The organism is Bacillus sp. CCNWLW194 (assembly GCF_037120585.1).
GTDB classification, from domain to species: Bacteria; Bacillota; Bacilli; order Bacillales; family Bacillaceae_G; genus Bacillus_A; species Bacillus_A basilensis.
The window spans coordinates 79,953-96,859 of record NZ_JBBBBL010000013.1 but is presented as its reverse complement, the minus strand read 5'-3'; the positions used below and the strand labels follow the sequence as shown (position 1 = coordinate 96,859).

20 protein-coding genes are annotated in these 16,907 nt (G+C 35.1%); 10 read left to right on the top strand and 10 right to left on the bottom strand.

The window, feature by feature from the left end:
• Positions 1–228 precede the first annotated feature (228 nt).
• The 4 genes from entC to V7S50_RS25165 all read right to left on the bottom strand — a co-directional run bounded on the left by entC (position 229) and on the right by V7S50_RS25165 (position 5,003).
• Complete coding sequence (gene entC / locus V7S50_RS25180; RefSeq protein WP_336376604.1) at positions 229–1,602, bottom strand: cell wall-binding protein EntC; 1,374 nt, start codon at positions 1,600–1,602, stop codon at positions 229–231.
• A gap of 448 nt (positions 1,603–2,050) precedes the next feature.
• Positions 2,051–3,202, bottom strand: coding sequence for an ABC transporter permease (locus V7S50_RS25175; protein WP_412678171.1), 1,152 nt, complete (start codon positions 3,200–3,202; stop codon positions 2,051–2,053).
• Positions 3,203–3,228: 26 nt separating this feature from the next.
• Positions 3,229–3,903, bottom strand: a complete 675-nt coding sequence (locus V7S50_RS25170) for an ABC transporter ATP-binding protein (RefSeq protein ID WP_000609098.1) — start codon at positions 3,901–3,903, stop codon at positions 3,229–3,231.
• The gene (locus tag V7S50_RS25165; RefSeq protein ID WP_242255855.1) at positions 3,900–5,003 is read right to left on the bottom strand and encodes an efflux RND transporter periplasmic adaptor subunit; all 1,104 of its coding nucleotides are present in this window, start codon (positions 5,001–5,003) and stop codon (positions 3,900–3,902) included. The genes V7S50_RS25170 and V7S50_RS25165 overlap by 4 nt, the downstream gene beginning before the upstream one ends.
• A 208-nt stretch (positions 5,004–5,211) precedes the next feature.
• Between V7S50_RS25165 and V7S50_RS25160 the strand changes: the two genes are divergently transcribed.
• From V7S50_RS25160 to V7S50_RS25150, 3 genes are all read left to right on the top strand, one after another.
• The gene (locus tag V7S50_RS25160; RefSeq protein ID WP_242255856.1) at positions 5,212–5,946 is read left to right on the top strand and encodes a YwaF family protein; all 735 of its coding nucleotides are present in this window, start codon (positions 5,212–5,214) and stop codon (positions 5,944–5,946) included.
• Positions 5,947–6,033: 87 nt separating this feature from the next.
• The gene (locus tag V7S50_RS25155; RefSeq protein ID WP_242255857.1) at positions 6,034–6,900 is read left to right on the top strand and encodes an ABC transporter permease subunit; all 867 of its coding nucleotides are present in this window, start codon (positions 6,034–6,036) and stop codon (positions 6,898–6,900) included.
• 1 nt (position 6,901) lies between these two features.
• Positions 6,902–7,906: an ABC transporter permease gene (locus V7S50_RS25150; protein ID WP_242255859.1), complete on the top strand. Its 1,005-nt coding sequence runs from the start codon at positions 6,902–6,904 to the stop codon at positions 7,904–7,906.
• Between the two features lie 44 nt (positions 7,907–7,950).
• On the opposite strand, the gene brnQ2 is transcribed toward V7S50_RS25150, so the two are convergent.
• The 4 genes from brnQ2 to V7S50_RS25130 all read right to left on the bottom strand — a co-directional run bounded on the left by brnQ2 (position 7,951) and on the right by V7S50_RS25130 (position 10,556).
• A complete protein-coding gene (gene brnQ2 / locus V7S50_RS25145; RefSeq protein WP_242255861.1) occupies positions 7,951–9,267 on the bottom strand; it encodes a branched-chain amino acid transport system II carrier protein BrnQ2 in 1,317 nt (438 codons plus the stop codon).
• Positions 9,268–9,486: 219 nt separating this feature from the next.
• Positions 9,487–10,056 (bottom strand): spore coat protein CotJC, encoded by a 570-nt coding sequence (gene cotJC / locus V7S50_RS25140; protein ID WP_000265276.1) that lies wholly within the window; start codon positions 10,054–10,056, stop codon positions 9,487–9,489.
• A 12-nt stretch (positions 10,057–10,068) separates the two neighbouring features.
• Positions 10,069–10,332, bottom strand: coding sequence for a spore coat protein CotJB (locus tag V7S50_RS25135; RefSeq protein ID WP_001076510.1), 264 nt, complete (start codon positions 10,330–10,332; stop codon positions 10,069–10,071).
• 8 nt (positions 10,333–10,340) lie between these two features.
• On the bottom strand, positions 10,341–10,556 hold the full coding sequence (locus V7S50_RS25130; RefSeq protein WP_242255862.1) for a spore coat associated protein CotJA: 216 nt from the start codon (positions 10,554–10,556) through the stop codon (positions 10,341–10,343).
• A 48-nt stretch (positions 10,557–10,604) separates the two neighbouring features.
• On the opposite strand from V7S50_RS25130, the gene V7S50_RS25125 reads away from it, so the two are divergent.
• Positions 10,605–11,018: a VOC family protein gene (locus tag V7S50_RS25125; protein WP_142332735.1), complete on the top strand. Its 414-nt coding sequence runs from the start codon at positions 10,605–10,607 to the stop codon at positions 11,016–11,018.
• A gap of 14 nt (positions 11,019–11,032) precedes the next feature.
• Positions 11,033–11,812 carry a DUF2935 domain-containing protein gene (locus tag V7S50_RS25120; RefSeq protein WP_242255864.1) on the top strand — a complete coding sequence of 260 codons (780 nt, stop codon included), beginning with the start codon at positions 11,033–11,035 and terminating at the stop codon, positions 11,810–11,812.
• A 17-nt stretch (positions 11,813–11,829) separates the two neighbouring features.
• Here V7S50_RS25120 and ku read toward each other — a convergent pair whose 3' ends face one another.
• Positions 11,830–12,642, bottom strand: coding sequence for a non-homologous end joining protein Ku (gene ku / locus V7S50_RS25115; RefSeq protein ID WP_242255866.1), 813 nt, complete (start codon positions 12,640–12,642; stop codon positions 11,830–11,832).
• 350 nt (positions 12,643–12,992) lie between these two features.
• On the opposite strand from ku, the gene V7S50_RS25110 reads away from it, so the two are divergent.
• The 5 genes from V7S50_RS25110 (at position 12,993) to V7S50_RS25090 (ending at position 16,406) form a co-directional block, all read left to right on the top strand.
• Entirely contained in the window at positions 12,993–13,274 is a 282-nt protein-coding gene (locus tag V7S50_RS25110) for a YkvA family protein (protein WP_048526326.1), read from the top strand.
• A 17-nt stretch (positions 13,275–13,291) separates the two neighbouring features.
• Positions 13,292–13,897, top strand: a complete 606-nt coding sequence (locus tag V7S50_RS25105) for a DedA family protein (RefSeq protein WP_086420865.1) — start codon at positions 13,292–13,294, stop codon at positions 13,895–13,897.
• A gap of 106 nt (positions 13,898–14,003) precedes the next feature.
• Complete coding sequence (locus V7S50_RS25100) at positions 14,004–14,372, top strand: DUF3992 domain-containing protein (RefSeq protein ID WP_242255869.1); 369 nt, start codon at positions 14,004–14,006, stop codon at positions 14,370–14,372.
• A gap of 20 nt (positions 14,373–14,392) precedes the next feature.
• Positions 14,393–14,737: a DUF3992 domain-containing protein gene (locus V7S50_RS25095; RefSeq protein ID WP_000525812.1), complete on the top strand. Its 345-nt coding sequence runs from the start codon at positions 14,393–14,395 to the stop codon at positions 14,735–14,737.
• 202 nt (positions 14,738–14,939) lie between these two features.
• Entirely contained in the window at positions 14,940–16,406 is a 1,467-nt protein-coding gene (locus V7S50_RS25090) for an RNA-guided endonuclease InsQ/TnpB family protein (RefSeq protein ID WP_242255870.1), read from the top strand.
• 50 nt (positions 16,407–16,456) lie between these two features.
• On the opposite strand, the gene V7S50_RS25085 is transcribed toward V7S50_RS25090, so the two are convergent.
• Positions 16,457–16,882, bottom strand: coding sequence for an S-Ena type endospore appendage (locus V7S50_RS25085; protein WP_242255872.1), 426 nt, complete (start codon positions 16,880–16,882; stop codon positions 16,457–16,459).
• Positions 16,883–16,907 lie beyond the last annotated feature (25 nt).

Sequence of the window (16,907 nt, the reverse complement as noted above, 5' to 3'; positions counted from 1 at the left end):
AAAGTACTTTGTAATGTCAAAGTTTGTCGGTAAATCGATATCCCTTGTCGAATAGTTGATATATTATAAGTTACGATAGATATATTCGAAAAATCGTTGATATATTGTAGGTTACGATAGATATATTTGAAAAATCATTGATATAATTTCAGGTAGAAGTATATTTTCCTTTAGAAGGAATGCAAAAAGAGTCAGCCTCAATGAGACTGACTCTTTTTTATATGGTAACTAGTTTAATACTTTAACTGTAACTGTTTTACGTCCCCAGTTACTTGATGTGCCTTTATCAGGCATTAAAACATCAATTTTATTTCCTTTAATAGCTCCACCAGTATCACCAGCGATTGCTACTCCGTAACCTTCAACCCATACTTTTGAACCTAATGGAATGACACTTGGATCAACTGCGATTAGTTTCATGTTTGGATTAGCTGTTAGGTTGTGACCTAAAGCTGATTTTACTTGGTCGCCTGCTTTATAACCATTTTCAAGTGGATCTGCTGTGTAAGCTGTTGCTACAACGCGTAACTCACGAGAAGATGATGGTGCACTTGTTTCAGTTTCTTTTGCAACAGGTTGTTGTGTAGCTGGTTTTTGAGTTTTAGCCGCTTCACGAGCTTTAGCTGCCTCTTGAGCTTTAACTTCTGCTTGAGCTTCAGCTTCTGCCTGAGCTTTAGCTGCTTCACGAGCTTTAGCTGCTTCTTGAGCTTTAGCCGCTGCTTGAGCCTCAGCTGCTTCTTGAGCTTTAGCTGCTTCACGAGCTTTAGCTGCCTCTTGAGCTTTAACTTCTGCTTGAGCTTCAGCTTCTGCCTGAGCTTTAGCTGCTTCTTGAGCTTTAGCTACTTCACGAGCTTTAGCTGCTTCTTGAGCTTTAGCCGCTGCTTGAGCTTCAGCTGCTTCACGAGCTTCAGTTGCTGCCTGAGCTTTAGCTTTTGCTTGAGTTTCAGCTACTTCACCAGCTTTAACTGCTTCACGAACTTTAGCTGTATCTTGAACTTTAGTTGTTTTTTCAGCTTTAACTACTGGCTGTACTTTAATTGGAGCTTTACCTGTTAAGTAAGGAACATGAACATAAGCTGTTTTTCCGTTATATTCAAATTGGATCCAATCATTTTCAACTTGGTGTGTTGTTTCAATTACATCATCTTGTTTCAATTTACCAAGAATTTCTGAGTCTGTGTTTGCACCAGCACGTACGTTTAATACGTTTGCTGTTACGTAGTAAGTGTCTTTTGTGTAGTCAGCGCTAATGAAAGCTTCTTTACCGCTATTCAATTTCACTTTTGACCATCCGTTTTCTGTATGTAAAACGTTAACTTTATATCCATCTAATAATTTTCCTACAACTTTTGATTCAGTAGTTGGGTTTTCTCGTACATTTAGTACATCAGTCGTTACGATTGTTTCTGCTTTAGCAGATGTTGTGAAAATCCCAAGACCAAAAACCGCTGCTGTTGCTATACCCATAAATTTTTTCATAATAGCCTCCATTGCATTTGTTTTCGTTGACCTCATTATAGCAACCATTATTTTCTTATTTGCGAAAAACATCGAATTACAAAACTTTCGTAACGGGGCTTTAATATTCTGTAATAATTCCAGTAATATCCTAAAAGCGCTTTCTTATAGTTTTTAGGGGAGGTTTGAGCATGTTATACATAAAATGGATGGTATTTCAATTTCTAATAGGTTAATAGTGTTTCTGTAGTGTTACATAAATATTTCTTAACTGTTACGAAAATGACGTATTTTGCTGTTGGAACAGGTGATTAGTTATGTAAAAATAACTATTTTAGCTGTGGAGGAATATAAATGAGGTGAAATTTAATAAAAAATCGCCGTAATTGTTACAAAATAAGTCGAGGTATGGAAAAAATTACGCCTTGATTTTGGTCTGTCACATATTATTTTTGCAATAATAGGATTCTATAATAGCTTTAGTAGGTTAAAATAATTAAAGGTGTTTATAACGTGAAACATATATAATAGAAGAAACACGATTTAATAGATAAATAAAAAACGTAAGAGTGTAAACTCCTACGTTTTTTATTTATTCATATCGTAAACATTCAATTGGATCCAGTTTTGCAGCTTTGTTAGCTGGTAGTAGACCGAATATAATACCGATTAACATTGAGATACCTACTGCAAGAAGTCCAAGTTCTTTTGAGACAACGAGTGGCCATCCGGCAAAGATTGAGACGATCCAAGCGAAGAAGATACCGAGCATGAATCCGATGAAACCACCGAGTCCTGTTAAAATACAAGATTCGATTAAGAATTGTGTTAACACTTTACCGCGCGTCGCACCAAGTGCTTTACGAATACCGATTTCACGTGTACGTTCTGTTACAGATACAAGCATAATGTTCATTACACCGATACCACCAACAAGTAAGGAAATAGCGGCAATACCACCGAATACCATCTTCATCATACCGATTGATTCATCTAATTGCTTTGTAAATTCACCTAAGTCTTGTGCTTCGAATTTATGCTCAAATTTAGGAGCTTTCATTTCGTTTAAAACAGAAACGGCTTGTTTTTCTACACTTTTACGCTCTGTCGGAGAGGTCATTGTTAATCTTACAGAGTCATACTCATTTACTCCTGAAATGACAGGCGCGTTTTCAAGTGACGTATAACCTTCAGGCATAGGCATTCCGAAGTCGTTTTTCGTTTCGTATACACCGACTATTTTATACGGCTTTCCTTTTATATCTGTGTATTGATTTGATTCCCAACCACTAAATAATTTGTTGAAAGCTTCTTCATTTAATATAACAGCAGGGATTGCTTGGTTTAATTCGCTGTCGTTTAATTCACGACCGTGAACTAATTTTATTTTCGAATCTGTCATAAAGGCGCCTGTTCCACCTTTTAAGTCAAGATTTACATCTTTTGAACCAGAAGATGCTTTTACTTTCATACTTACATCAGGATACACATCTTTAACGCCTGGTACAGTTTGCAGACGGTTTAGCATATCAGCTGTAATTTTGGCATTATCTGTTCCATAGTCAGGATTGTTGTAGTAAATCGTTACTTCGTTATCTTTTCCTTGGCCTAATTCTTTTTTAAACTTTGCGTTAGTACCATCACCCATTGAAATGATAGTAATAATGGCACTAATACCGATAATAATACCTAACATCGTTAAGATAGAACGCATTTTATGAGCAAAGATAGAGGAAAGGGCCATGCGTATATTTTCACTCGTGTTCAAAATTAACCTCTCCAATCTTGGACGATATTTCCGTCACGAATTACAATTTGGCGGGCTGCTGCTTCCCCAATTTCACGATCGTGGGTAATCATAATGATTGTTGAGCCTTGTTTATTTAATTCGTAAAAGAGGTCCATAATCTGTGTACTTGTTTTCGTATCAAGCGCTCCCGTTGGTTCATCGGCTAAGATGAATTTCGGGTTATTTACGATTGCACGTGCAACAGCGACACGCTGCTTTTGTCCACCTGATAATTCGTTCGGCAGGTGAGTGGCACGATCAGCTAAACCTACTTTTGTTAAAGCAGCTAATGAGCGCTCACGTCTTTCTTTTTTATCGACTCCAGCGTAAATAAGAGGTAGCTCTACATTTTGAAGTGCTGTAAGTCTCGGTAATAACATGAAGTTTTGGAATACGAACCCGATCTCTTTATTACGAACGCGTGCAAGTTCTGTCTCAGACATGTTTGAAATATTTTGACCAGCTAGTTCGTATGCACCTGTCGTCGGTTTATCTAAGCAACCGATAATGTTCATTAATGTTGATTTACCAGAACCAGATGGTCCCATAATAGAAGTGAATTCTCCTTGGTTCAGTGTTACGTCAATGCCGTGTAATATTTGAACGGATTCTGCACCATTTTGGAAAGATTTCGTGATGCCTTTTAAGTTAATCATTCAACGACAACCTCCATACCATCTTTTAAGTCTTTTTCAGGTTTAGAGATAATTTGTTCTCCTTTTTTCACTCCAGAAACTTTTGCTTCGCTATCTGTTTCGAATTCAATAGTAACCGCTTGTTCTTTCGCTTTGCCATCTTTTACAACGAAGACAATATTTTTGTCACCTTTTTTCACGATGCTACTTTTCGGAACAATCGTACCAGTTGCTTCGCCAGATTTACTTGTTACGTAAACGTGGAAGCCGTTTTGTAATTCTTCACTATTATCTAATGTGACAGTGAATTGATAGTTAGAAACTGTTTTGTTTTCATCCATACTCTTTAATGGTGTAGAACCGATTTCTGTTACTTTTCCTGTCCAAGTCTTACCAGCGACCGTTTTTGATGAAACAGTTACTTCTTGCCCAACTTTCATACTAGCAAGCTCATATTCAGAAAGTTGACCTTTTACTTTAAATGGACCAGCGTGACGAAGTGTAATGCCGCTCATACCTGTTTTTTCATCAGCAATTTTTACGATATCATCAATTACGCCATCAGCAGGACTTGTTACAGAAAGTGTATTTACTTTCTCTTTTGCTGCTTTAATCATTTCATCAGCTTTTTCAACTTCAAACTTTTTCATTTCAAGTTGTGATTCTAATTGTTGCACTTCGATTTCGGATGCTTTTAATGCTTCAGCGGGAAGGCCTGCATTTTTATCTTTTTGTAATTTTTGTTTCGCTGTATCAATTTGTTTTTGGAACAATGTTACTTCTTTTTGTGCAATTTTCTTTTGCATTTCTGCTTCTGTTACACCTTGTTTCGCAGTAGGGTCATTATATTTAAAAAGGAGTTGACCTTTTTTCACTTCATCATCTTTTTTTACAGATAATTCATACGTACCTTTTGTTGGATCAAATGAAATTGTTTCGATTCCGCTTGGAATGACTTCACCGCCAAATTTTTGCGCGTTTTCAATTTGTTTTTCTGTTACTTTATATCCGCTATATGCCATTGCAACATCTGAACCACCGCCAGCAAATGCAAAATATGATCCAGCTGCAATACCGATTGCTACTACACTAGTAATTAACACTTTATTTTTCTTCTTCATCTATTTATCACCTTTTCGTTCGTTTTAGTATCTACATTCAGTATAGAAGAGGTGAAGAATCTGACAAATCGTTTTAGCTTACAATAACCTTACAGTTTTGTAAGGTATGAATATGTAAATGTAAGGTAGAGGTTGTCCTAGCTTAAGCAAATGAATTGACGCGTCGTTTTTTTCTTACAATAATATTGTAGGAAGGAGAGGAAAAAAGATGGAAGCTTATTTTAGTGCACATCCATTAAAACCGTTTATTCCATACTCAAGGCAACATGCCATTATATTATTTATTATGTTGGTGGGGATCGTTTTTTTATATCAATACCAAGATGTATTACGTCAAAGTGAGTGGAATATAACGGTTCGATATGCGATTGCATTTCTATTTATAGGGAGTGAAATTGGACTTCATATGTGGGAGTGGAAAGCGGGGATTTTTGAGCTAGCCACTTCATTACCGTTTGAGTTGTGTACGATTAGTTTGTTGTTAGCGTCAATTATGATTGTAACGAAAAGTTATCGCATATATGAGATTGTATTTTTTACGGGAATTATTGGTGCATCACAAGCTATTTTAACGCCGAACTTGCAGTATGCTTTTCCGCATTTTCGATTCATTGAATATTTCATCGCGCATGTATTACTCATTTGGGCACCGCTCTTTACGACTTGGGTAGAAGGGTATCGTCCGACAGTACAATCTATTAAACGCACGATGATATTTTTAAACATATTGATTCCAATTGTTTCGTTTGTGAATTACAAAACGGGTGGAAATTATATGTTTTTAGCTCATAAGCCAGAAACTGCTTCATTACTTGATATGTTAGGACCGCATCCTTACTATATTATTTCATTAGAACTCGCAGCGCTTATTGGATGTTTTATTTTGTATATGCCGTTTGCGAAAAGAGAAAAACAGGTACACAAAGAATCGTTAGGGTCATAACCTAGCGATTTTTATATATTGAATATTTACAATTCAGAAAATTAAGAATAAAATTAAGGGGTAAATTATAGAGAGAGAAGGGCGAAAATGGTCAAAAAAGTATTTTTGAATGGAATGGAAGTGACGATTCAATTTCTTATTTCGATTTTGGGTATTATTATTTTAGGGGCTCTGCCGAAATTATTTTATGGATTTGAGCTGAACGCATCGAAGTACATACAGAGTTTAAAAGAAATATTTACGAACTTAATGGATATTTCCAATTTGCAATATGTGAGAGGTAAATTTTTATTTCCGCAGTTGTTCGTCCATTATAAAGAAACGATTATTATTTTTTTAGCCGCTTTTTTCATTTCATTATTGGTAGCATTTTGTATTGTTTATGTAATTATGAGTAGTTCATCGCGTCTACAACATCGAATTAAATCATTTCTCATCTTTCTAGAATCCATTCCAGATATTCTTCTTATTTTAGGTTCACAAATTTTAGTTGTATGGTTTTTTAAACAAACAGGTTTTTTACCTTTTCAAATTGCTTCAATTGGAGGCGAGTCGATTAGGGGGTTGCCAATATTGTGTTTGAGCATCCCGACTACGATTATGTTTGTAAAAATGGTCGTGCTTCGTTTTGAAAATGAACTAGAAAAAGATTATGTACTATTTGCTAAGGCGAAAGGGCTGGGGCGCTTTCATATTTTAAATCGTCATATTTTACGAAATGTGTTGCTTAGTACATTATTCTTTGCGAAAACGAATATCTTTTTTATGTTATCTAATTTATATATTATAGAATGGATTTTTAATACGGGTGGTATTTTTATGTTTTTGAAATCGTATGAGGGTATTAGAGTTGAAGTTTTTATCGTGAGTGTACTGCTTATTTATATTCCGATTTTTATTTTATTTAAATTGTTTCATTATCTCATTCCGGCTGCGATGAAGGAGAGATTATAATATGTGGACGTATATAAAACGTGATAAAAGATTTTGGATAAGCATTGGGTTTCTTCTCATATTAGTTCTGTTGAGCATTGGAAATACGTTATGGAATGATGGGCACATTAGACAAGTTACATTGCAATATGATGCGGATGAAAATCCACAAGTGCCACCTTTTTCACCTTCATTACAATTTTTACTTGGGACAGATCGGAAAGGGTATGACCTGTTACATTTAGTCATTGAAGGCGCGAAATGGACGATTGGTATATCTATTTTAATTGCGGCACTTAGAATGGTAATAGGTGTATTTTTCGGTGTCGTGCTCGGAACGTACATAAAAAGAGGATTTTCAAAAATTGAAGCTTTCTTTGATAGTTTTACAGTTATTCCGACAGTTATGATTGCGTATTTTTTTCTTCAATTTGCAAGTACATTTGGAAGTGGGGAGGAAACAACAACCTTTTTTGAAAGGGCTTCGTTTCAAGTTATCTTACTTGTAATGCTTGTAATGCCAGTTATTGCACTGTATGTTGCGAAGGAAGTTCGTAAATTGCGAACGGAGGAATTTGTTGATGCCGCGCGCATATTAGGTGGATCGAGAAGACATATTGTTATAAAGCATCTTTTCCCGCATCTTTATATGACGTTTATACTTGTATTTTTTCAGCAGTTTACGCAGACTCTTACTATTTTACTGCACTTAGGGTTACTAGAAATATTCTTTGGCGGAACGGTTAAGTTTTTAGGACCGATAGAAGAAATAGAATCTTACACACATGAATGGTCAGGGTTAATTGGAGTCTATTTTAGATCATTAACAGTGAATCCGTGGATCCCTCTCGTTCCGATTACATTTTTTGGACTTACTATTTTTTCAGGAAATATGATTGTAAAAAGTATCGAAGAGGCGATGATGAAAGTAAGGTTAGGAGGAGAGCTAAAGAAGGATGTTGTAGAAGAGGAACAATCTGTTGTGCAGTCGAAAGAAGAGTTATTTACTTTTAAACATACGATGTGAAGAGAAAAAGAAGCAAGCATGGATTTCATGCTTGCTTCTTTTCTTTATTTTGTAGAAACTTCACCTTCAGCTTCTGTTTGGGGAATGTAGTATCCGATTATACCACCGATGATTGCTGGAATAATCCAACCAATTCCTAAGCTATAAAAAGGAATGGTGTGTACGATATTAGCAATAAAGCTTGGTATCATTTCCACATTATCCAGTGCATGAATACAGCTAATAAGGAATGCTGCGATCATTGCTCCGATGTAGACAGAAGGTTTACGTTTCGTATATTTGTCAATAAATGATACGAAAATTAAAATGATTGTAATTGGATATAAAATAATTAATACAGGTAATGTAATTTTGATTAATAAACTTAATCCTAAGTTTGAAATCACGAAGCTAAAAATACAAACGTATAGTACGAGCTTTTTGTAGGAAACGTTTGTTAGTACTGTTGCAAAATAGTTGGCGAATGCACTTACAACACCAATTGCAGTCGTTAAACATGCAAAAATAATTGCGATACTTAATAAAACATTACCGCTTGTCCCAAAGAACTGGTACATAACAGTAGCTAATAGTTGACCACCGTTCTCGAATTGTCCTAAGTTGCCGTTTGAAGCGCCGATATAACCAAGTAAGAAATAAACAATTGTTAAGAATAGAGCTGCAATGCTCCCACAAATAATTGTATATTTTGCGATCGATTTTTTCTCTTGTATACCGTTTTGGCGAATTGCATTTACAACGATTGTTGATAATACGAGAGCACCAATTGCATCTAATGTTAAAAATCCTTCAAGAAATCCTTTGAAAAATGGAATTTCTTTATAGTCACCAACAGGTTCTGCAAACGTTCCTGGTGAAAGAATCGCTTTTGTTGCCATAATTGCAATAATTACAAGTAGAATTGGCGTTAATATTTTTCCGATATGATCTACTAATTTTGATGGATTTAATGATAAGAAGTAGGCGACTGTAAAGAAAATTGCACTAAAAACTAACATAGAGTACCATTGGTCTGGGAAAAGTGGTGCAATCCCAATTTCGTAAGATACAGATCCAGTTCGTGGAATAACAAATAGTGGGCCGATTGAAAGATAAATAATGATAGCGAATACTGCTGCGAATTTTGGATGAACACGGCTTGCTAAAGTGTTAAAACTACCACCGGCAAGGGCAACAGCGACGATAGCTAGTAAAGATAAACCGACGTCTGTAATAATAAATCCTGTAATGGAAATCCACATATTTTCTCCGGAAGAAAGACCGAGAAGAGGCGGGAAAATCATATTACCAGCACCGAAGAAAACTGCGAATAGTAATAAACTAATCGAAAGTATTTGCGCTGGTTTTAAAGTTGTACGCATATAAAGAAACTCCTCCTAATGAGTGTTTTTGTCGAAAATTCAAACAATTTGTCGAGTAACTGTTATTATTTTAAAGGTCTGATGACTAGAAAGCAATAGGGAATTTTAAAAATATTTTAAAATAATGCGTAAAATTGAATAAATATACTATTTATATGCTTAATATAGGAAGGATTTAACTTTAAACGTAAAAAAACACATATCGCTAGGATATGTGTTTTAAAAAAATATTTTTTTATCACGTTCTTCTTTTAAAATTTCAACTGCTTCTCGGAAACGTTGTGAATGGACAATTTCTCGTTCACGTAAGAATCTCAAGCTATCATTTATATCGGGATCGTCAGATTGGTTAATAAGCCATTGGTATGTGGCCCGTGCTTTTTCTTCAGCCGCAATATCTTCGTATAGGTCGGCAATTGGATCGCCTTTAGCTTGTATATAGGTTGCAGTAAATGGAACACCAGCTGCGTTATGGTAGTGAAGTGCGCTGTCATGGTCGACGTAATGAGGATCGAGACCAGCTGCCTTCATCTGTTCAGGAGTCGCATCTTTCGTCAGCTTATAAACCATCGTAGCAATCATTTCAAGATGAGCAAATTCTTCTGTACCAATATCGGTAAGGAGGCCAATGACTTTATCGGGAATTGTATATCGCTGATTTAAGTAACGGAGTGCAGCAGCTAACTCTCCATCTGCACCGCCATATTGTTCAATTAATAATTTTGCGAGTGCTGGATTGCAAGTTCCTACTTTAACTGGGTATTGCAATTTTTTTTCATAAATCCACATAGTTTCTCTCCTTTATATTTGCCATGGCCAAGGACCTTTGCTCCATTCCCAAGGGGCATTAGAATAGCTATTTCCAAACTGTTGGAGTGGTCCGTATTTTTCTTCCATCTTTTGTTTTAATACTCTTCGTTTATAGGAAAAGTCATTAAATTGATTAATAGCAGCAGTGTCATCTGGATGTGTATCTAAATAAAGAGTAAGTTCAACTAGTACAAAGTCCAGTTCTTGAAGCTCCAGTAAAAGCTGATAGTATTCTTCTGGTAGCGATTGATTCACGTCAATAGTCACCGCCCTTTTTTATAAGGATTTTCATAATAGTCATAAAAAACAGGCCATAAAGTCCCTTTTTGTAGTGCTTCTTTTGGCGTGAATTGCGGTAAGTTTGGCGGTTGAAAGCCTAAAAATAAATTAGGAGGAGTAGAATAATATTTTTTTCCGATAGGAGGACAAGGATCGAGAGGACTATGATAGGGCACGAATGATCTCATATATTGATTCACGAATAAACCTCCTTAAATGTTCATTACTATGTATTCTATTCAGACATAATGAGCATTTATGACACATATAAAAAAGTAATAGGTACGGGGGGAATGAATGTGGAGACTGTGAAACAATTCATTGTATTGAAAGTGAAAAACTTAAAGGAAACTTTGTATTTTTACGAAGGGATTTTAGGGATCAAACCTAGTTTAGAAAGACCACAATCAGATGTAACAGGGGTTTGGTATGATGCTGATTCAACGAGAATTAGTTTTGTTATGAATCGCATGTTGGGTGGACAGGAGAAGAGTGTTATGAATTCATGTGAGGTTATAACATTTTCGATTTCTAACATAGAGAAGTTAAAAAAGAAGCTAGCGTTTTATGAAATTTTATATACAGAAAATAAACGTGAGAAGAGTATTGTAGTACAAGACCCAGATGGATATAAACTTGAAGTAATAGAAAAGGACGAATAAACGGAGGGGATTTAGTGGAGAGGAATTATGAAGAAAGTGCGTTATTTGAGCATCAATTTTGGCTAAAAGTGTTGAGTGATCATTCGCAATTTTTACTTGATGCGTTAGCTCCGAAGGAAAAAGAAGATATAAAAAAAGCTACTTATTTTGTTGAAACATTTACGAATTTGTTAAATAAAGTTCAGAATGTCAATCTTATTGTATTTTCAAAAGAGGCAGAACAAGCTGCAAAGGAAATACGAACGTTTAAATTAAATATTATACAGAAACAGTTGGAAGGGAAGATTACCATTCATTTTACGCCAACTTTTATTAATCATATGGTAAACGAAGTGGAAGAGTATATAATGGTTTTAGAGTTTTTGAAGAAAGGGGAAATTCCACCTGTTTTTCATGAACTGCATTATCATCTCGTTTGGTTAACAGATGCAGCTGGTCATGCAGGCTCTATTTCTGGTGGGTTAGATCTTGTTGAAAAAAGATTAAAAGAGAAAAGTGAAGAATTCGAGAAGCACTTTGAACAATTTTATTTGAAGGCAGTTGAAATGACAGGGTATTTAAGAACAGAGCTTCACCATTTTCCAGCGTTAAAGAAGTTTACAAAAGATGTTTCACTTGAACTAAAATTATTTTCACATTTTTTACATGAAGTTGAAGAATTGGAGTTATCAAATGAAATATTAAGTGAATTATCAGCGAGAATGGCAGATCATATGGCAAGAGAGGAATGTTATTACTTATTAAAATTAGCTCAATCGTCTGGGCTTGAAATGCCGAAGTGTAATCCGCTTTAAAGAACAAGAGGTCAATCTTATTTGGCCTCTTGTTCTTTTTTATTTTCTCTTTTTATTTTTGCTTGTTCAATACTTGCCTGTAATGTCTCCATAATATTGATGATGTTTGGAGCAGGAGAGATTGTTTCCGTTTTTTCCTGTTGTTCAACTTTATTTTCGATTAATTCGGTAAGAGCTTCTTTATACTCATCTGTATACATTTCTTGTTCAAAAGGATTTGTAAGATGGTGGATTAAATTGATTGCCGCGGTGAGTTCTTGTTTTTGGATAGGATAATTCTCGTTACTTGGTAAGTTAGGTGTTTTTGTTATATCGCGAATTTCATTAGGATAGTGAATGGTTTGTAATATAAGCCCATCTTCAAAGTTACGGATAATAGCTAAATGTTGTTTTTTTCTAATGGAAATATGGATCAGACCAAGTTTATTCGTACGTTCAAGAGCTTCTTTTAATAATAGATACGATTTTTCGTGTCCTGGAGTAGGGCCTATAAAATAAGAACGATCATAGAGAACTGAATCAATTTCATTATTTTGGACAAAAGATATAATTCGAATAGATCGTGGTTCGTGAGCTTTTTGCAATGCAGCTAATTCTTTTTCATCCATAATAATGTACTTATGAGGTGCGTATTCATAGGCTTTTACAATATCTTTATCATCAATTTCTTCATCCGTACAATCAGGAGCAAATTTTTTATATTTAATAGGTGTTAAGCATTCTTTATGGAGACTCAAAAATTTTATATCGTTTTCTTCTACGGCACTGTATAGTTTGATTCCTATATTTAATAGTCCAAGTGAGAGTGCACCTTTCCATACGGTATGCAAATAAAGCCTCTCCTTTCCTTAAAAATGATTATGTATATTATGAGATAGTAAGAAATTTCCTATACGTTTTTTGTTTTTACGGAAGGTTAAGCAGAAGGGTGTGGGATATAAAATATATTGACAAGCCCTCCAAAATATTTTAATGTGATTGTATAAAATTGTGTATATAAAGGGGAGTAACTTATTACAGTAAAGTCGTCATTACAGGGAGAAACCCTCGGCTTTATTGGCAACGTTTCGTTGTTAGTGAGACCTTTACCAGCAATGGTAAAGGCCCCTTATTGTCTTTTTTAGGACCCTTACCATATTTGGTAGGGGCCTTTTTGTATACAAGGAGAGGAGATATAAAAATGAAAAAACTTATTAGTAGATTAAGAGTTGTATTTCATGTTCGCCGATTTGTTCCATTCCTATTTGACTTTTTTACTTCAAAAGAGGTTTCAATAAAGAAGAAAATCTTATCCATTGCTTTTTTAGTTGGTTATGTAGTGATGCCGCTCGATTTAATTCCAGACTTCTTACCGTTTATCGGTATTTTAGATGATATTGGAATTGTGTTATTTATTTTGAACCGAATTGTAAAAATGGCGCCAGTTCAATTACAAGAAAAGCATAACGTAAACGTAGGATAGGAGTTGGGATAGAAAATATGGAGCAAATTATTTTAGATATAATTGAGTTTTTAAAGCAGTTTTCTTATTTTGGAGTTGTGTTAGCATTAACTTTTGAATTTATTCCAGCAGAGGTAGTTTTGCCTATGGTTGGATATTGGGTGTACGAGGGTGATATGAATTTTTGGCTAGCTGTATTGGCTGGAACACTTGGCGGAACGACAGGACCATTAACGTTATACGCACTCGGTTATTACGGTGGTCGTCCTCTATTAATAAAATACGGGAAATACTTCTTTATTAAAGAAGAACAAATTCAAAAAGCAGATGATTTCTTTGAGAAGTATGGACCAGTTGTAGCATTTGTTGGCCGCTTTGTACCTGGAGTTCGAACGCTTATTTCTGTTCCATGTGGTATGGCAAAAATGAATATATGGAAATTTAGTATTTATACATTTGTAGCAATGTTCCCGTTAACGACTTTATATGTCTATTTTGGAATGAAATTAGGTCCGCATTGGGCAAAAGCGGCGGATGTTGTTGGACAATATATGTTACCAATATTACTAGTCGTGGTTATTTTTGTAGGTGGTATTTTAATCTATAAATTTATGAAAAAAAGAAATAGAACGGAATCTATCTAGTCAGTAGTAATCAGGTTAAATTTTTGAAAATAGATGAATAGTACAGGCAAAAGACTCTGAAGGACATACACATATAGGGAATATAAAAGAGAGAGGGGAAACAACTATGTCTTGTGAGTGCTCAGGGACAGCATTAACTTGTTGTCCAGATAAAAATTATGTACAAGATAAAGTGTGTAGTCCGTGGTCTGCTACTGTAGTTGCAACAGCAATTGATAATGTTCTCTATACAAATAATATTAACCAAAACGTAGTGGGTACTGGTTTTGTTAAATATGATGTTGGACCAGGCCCAATTACTGTAGAAGCGCTGGATTCTGCTGGTGCTGTAATAGATACACAAACATTAAACCCAGGAACGAGTATTGCTTTTACGTATCGCCGCTTTGATAGTATACAAGTTGTGTTACCTGCAACACCTGCTGGAACGTATCAAGGAGAATTTTGTATTACAACACGTTATCCACTTTCATAGCAGAATAGGAGAGGATCAAAATGGGAATGAGAAGTTCCAGTTTGTCTTGTTGTTCTAATAAAACGCTTGTACAAGATCAAGTATGTACAGACTGGTCTATTACAGGTGCTGGTACTCAAATTGTATATACAAATAATATTACGCAAGAAGTATATGGTTCGGGTTACGTGAAATATGATGTAGGTGCGGCTCCAATTACAGTTGATTTTTTAGTAGGTGCTACAGTAGTTGATACCATTACTGTTCAACCGCAAAGTAGTGGTACTTTCACTGTACGATATTTTACTACCGTTCGAATTACTACAACAGGAACAACTGTTAATCAAGGCGAGTTTTGTATTACAGTACGTTATCCGATTTCATAAAAAAGCATACCGTAAATGGTATGCTTTTTTAATTAAGGAAGTAATGAAATTGGTATTCTATCATGCCTTTCGAGAGGACTCCCACCTCTAAACGTAAGTGAAGGTGGTGAGGTGAATCGAAAGAAATATTTTATTTTCAAGAAAAAAACAGAAACATACGTTCTGTTTTTGCTATAATATCCTTAACAAGGAGGTGAATAAAATGACAAAGGAAAATCCATCAAACTATAAAACTCTTCAAATTTGGATTAAAAAAGGGCATCGTATGTATTCTTATTTTCAAGAATGTTGTCATAACGCTAAGAACATGTACAACACCACAAACTTTTATATACGCCAGGTGTACACTGGATTAACACAAGAAAAAGAGTTGCAGCCTTTGCAAAAAGAAGTTCTGGATAATATTCATAAAAATATTGGTAAGATGAATGACACACAACGTCTTGCCTATCAGAAGAAATTGGAAAAAGAGAAATTAAAGCCTAAAGAAGAACAGAAAGAGATTAAATGTAATTTGTTTTCAGAACCTAATTTTGAAAAACCTTATGTAGATTACAACTTTCTAGATGCACTATTTAAGGCTATGATTCAAAATGATTATCGAGTTTTGCCTACGCAATGTAGCCAGTCAATCATGAAAGGTTTGTTCCAAAATTGGAAATCTTTTTTTGCTAGTTTAAAAGACTATAAAAAGAATCCAAACAAATATGCTGGAATGCCTAGGATTCCAAAGTATATCCGTTCTTCTGAAAAAGAGATTCTGTATACAAACCAAGATTGCATCATTAAAAACGATAGATTTTTAAAGTTTCCAAAGACGAAATTGCAATTAAATATTGGGAAACTAGGTTTCACTGAAGGTAAACTGAAACAAGTTCGTGTGATTCCAAAATACAATGAATATGTAGTGGAATTGGTAATTGATGTTCCTTCTGAACAACAAATTATTGAAGAGAATGCTCGTTATATGAGTATTGATTTAGGGATTGATAACCTTGCAACCATCGTAACAAACACAGGTATGAAACCTGTCCTTGTTAAGGGCAAACATGTCAAAAGCATAAATCAATATTACAACAAAATGAAGAGTCATTTTACAAGCATTCTTAGAAATGGAAAACAAACTAATGAAGGACCTTTTACTTCTAAAAGGATAGAAAAACTTCATCAAAAACGTTACTTGAAAATAAAAGACGTCTTCCATAAAGTTAGTCACCACATCGTAAAACTAGCTCAAGAAGAAGTTTGTAAAATCGTTATTGGTCAAAACAAAAGTTGGAAACAAGAAACGAATATGGGAAAAAGAAATAACCAATCGTTTTGTCATATCCCGCATAATTTACTGCTTCAAATGATTACATACAAAGCAAATGCTGTAGGCATTCAAGTTGTTGTAACTGAAGAATCATATACATCGAAAGCAAGTTTTCTGGATAACGACTTCATTCCAACGTATGGAGAAAATGACCAAAATACAACTTTTTCAGGAAAACGAATAAAGCGCGGCATATATCGTTCAGCAAATAAAACTTTAATTAATGCAGATGTAAATGCTGCGGCTAACATTTTACGAAAAGTAATCCCAAATGCATGGACAAATGGGATAGAGGGGTTAGGCGTGAAACAGCTCGCTAATGTGTTAACTCCCCTGACGTTAATCGTCCGTTAGGTCGAAACGTTAGAAACCCCCACTTCAAGCTTTGCTAAGTGGGGGAGTGTTCATAAGCAGCATGTAAATTGGCAACAGTACTTGCCTTCTAAATATAGTGAAGGATTATTTTGTATATTAGTAAGACTGACTGACTGTAAGTCTTTTCCTGTGTACGATATTGTATTACCAGGAAACACGGTGAAAATATTGGTTACTGCTCCAACAATTTCAATTGTAATTGCTTCTGTGCTGCTAGTACTATTGTAAACCGAGACAGTACCTGATATAGGTAGTATTCCATCACTTTGCCACAGTATCATCGATTGCGATGCACCTTTGGCAGAGGGAATGGTGTTATTCGTTATGAGGAAATTTCCTGCAAATTCATTCGTTACTCGCTCGCAATTTGGGTTTGGAGGAGGGGTCGGTGGACAAGGGTCTGGGAAAATGATAGATAAAGGAGCAAAACAGCCGGTATTTTTTTTGTTATTCAATACAACCCCTCCTTTTTAAGTAGTC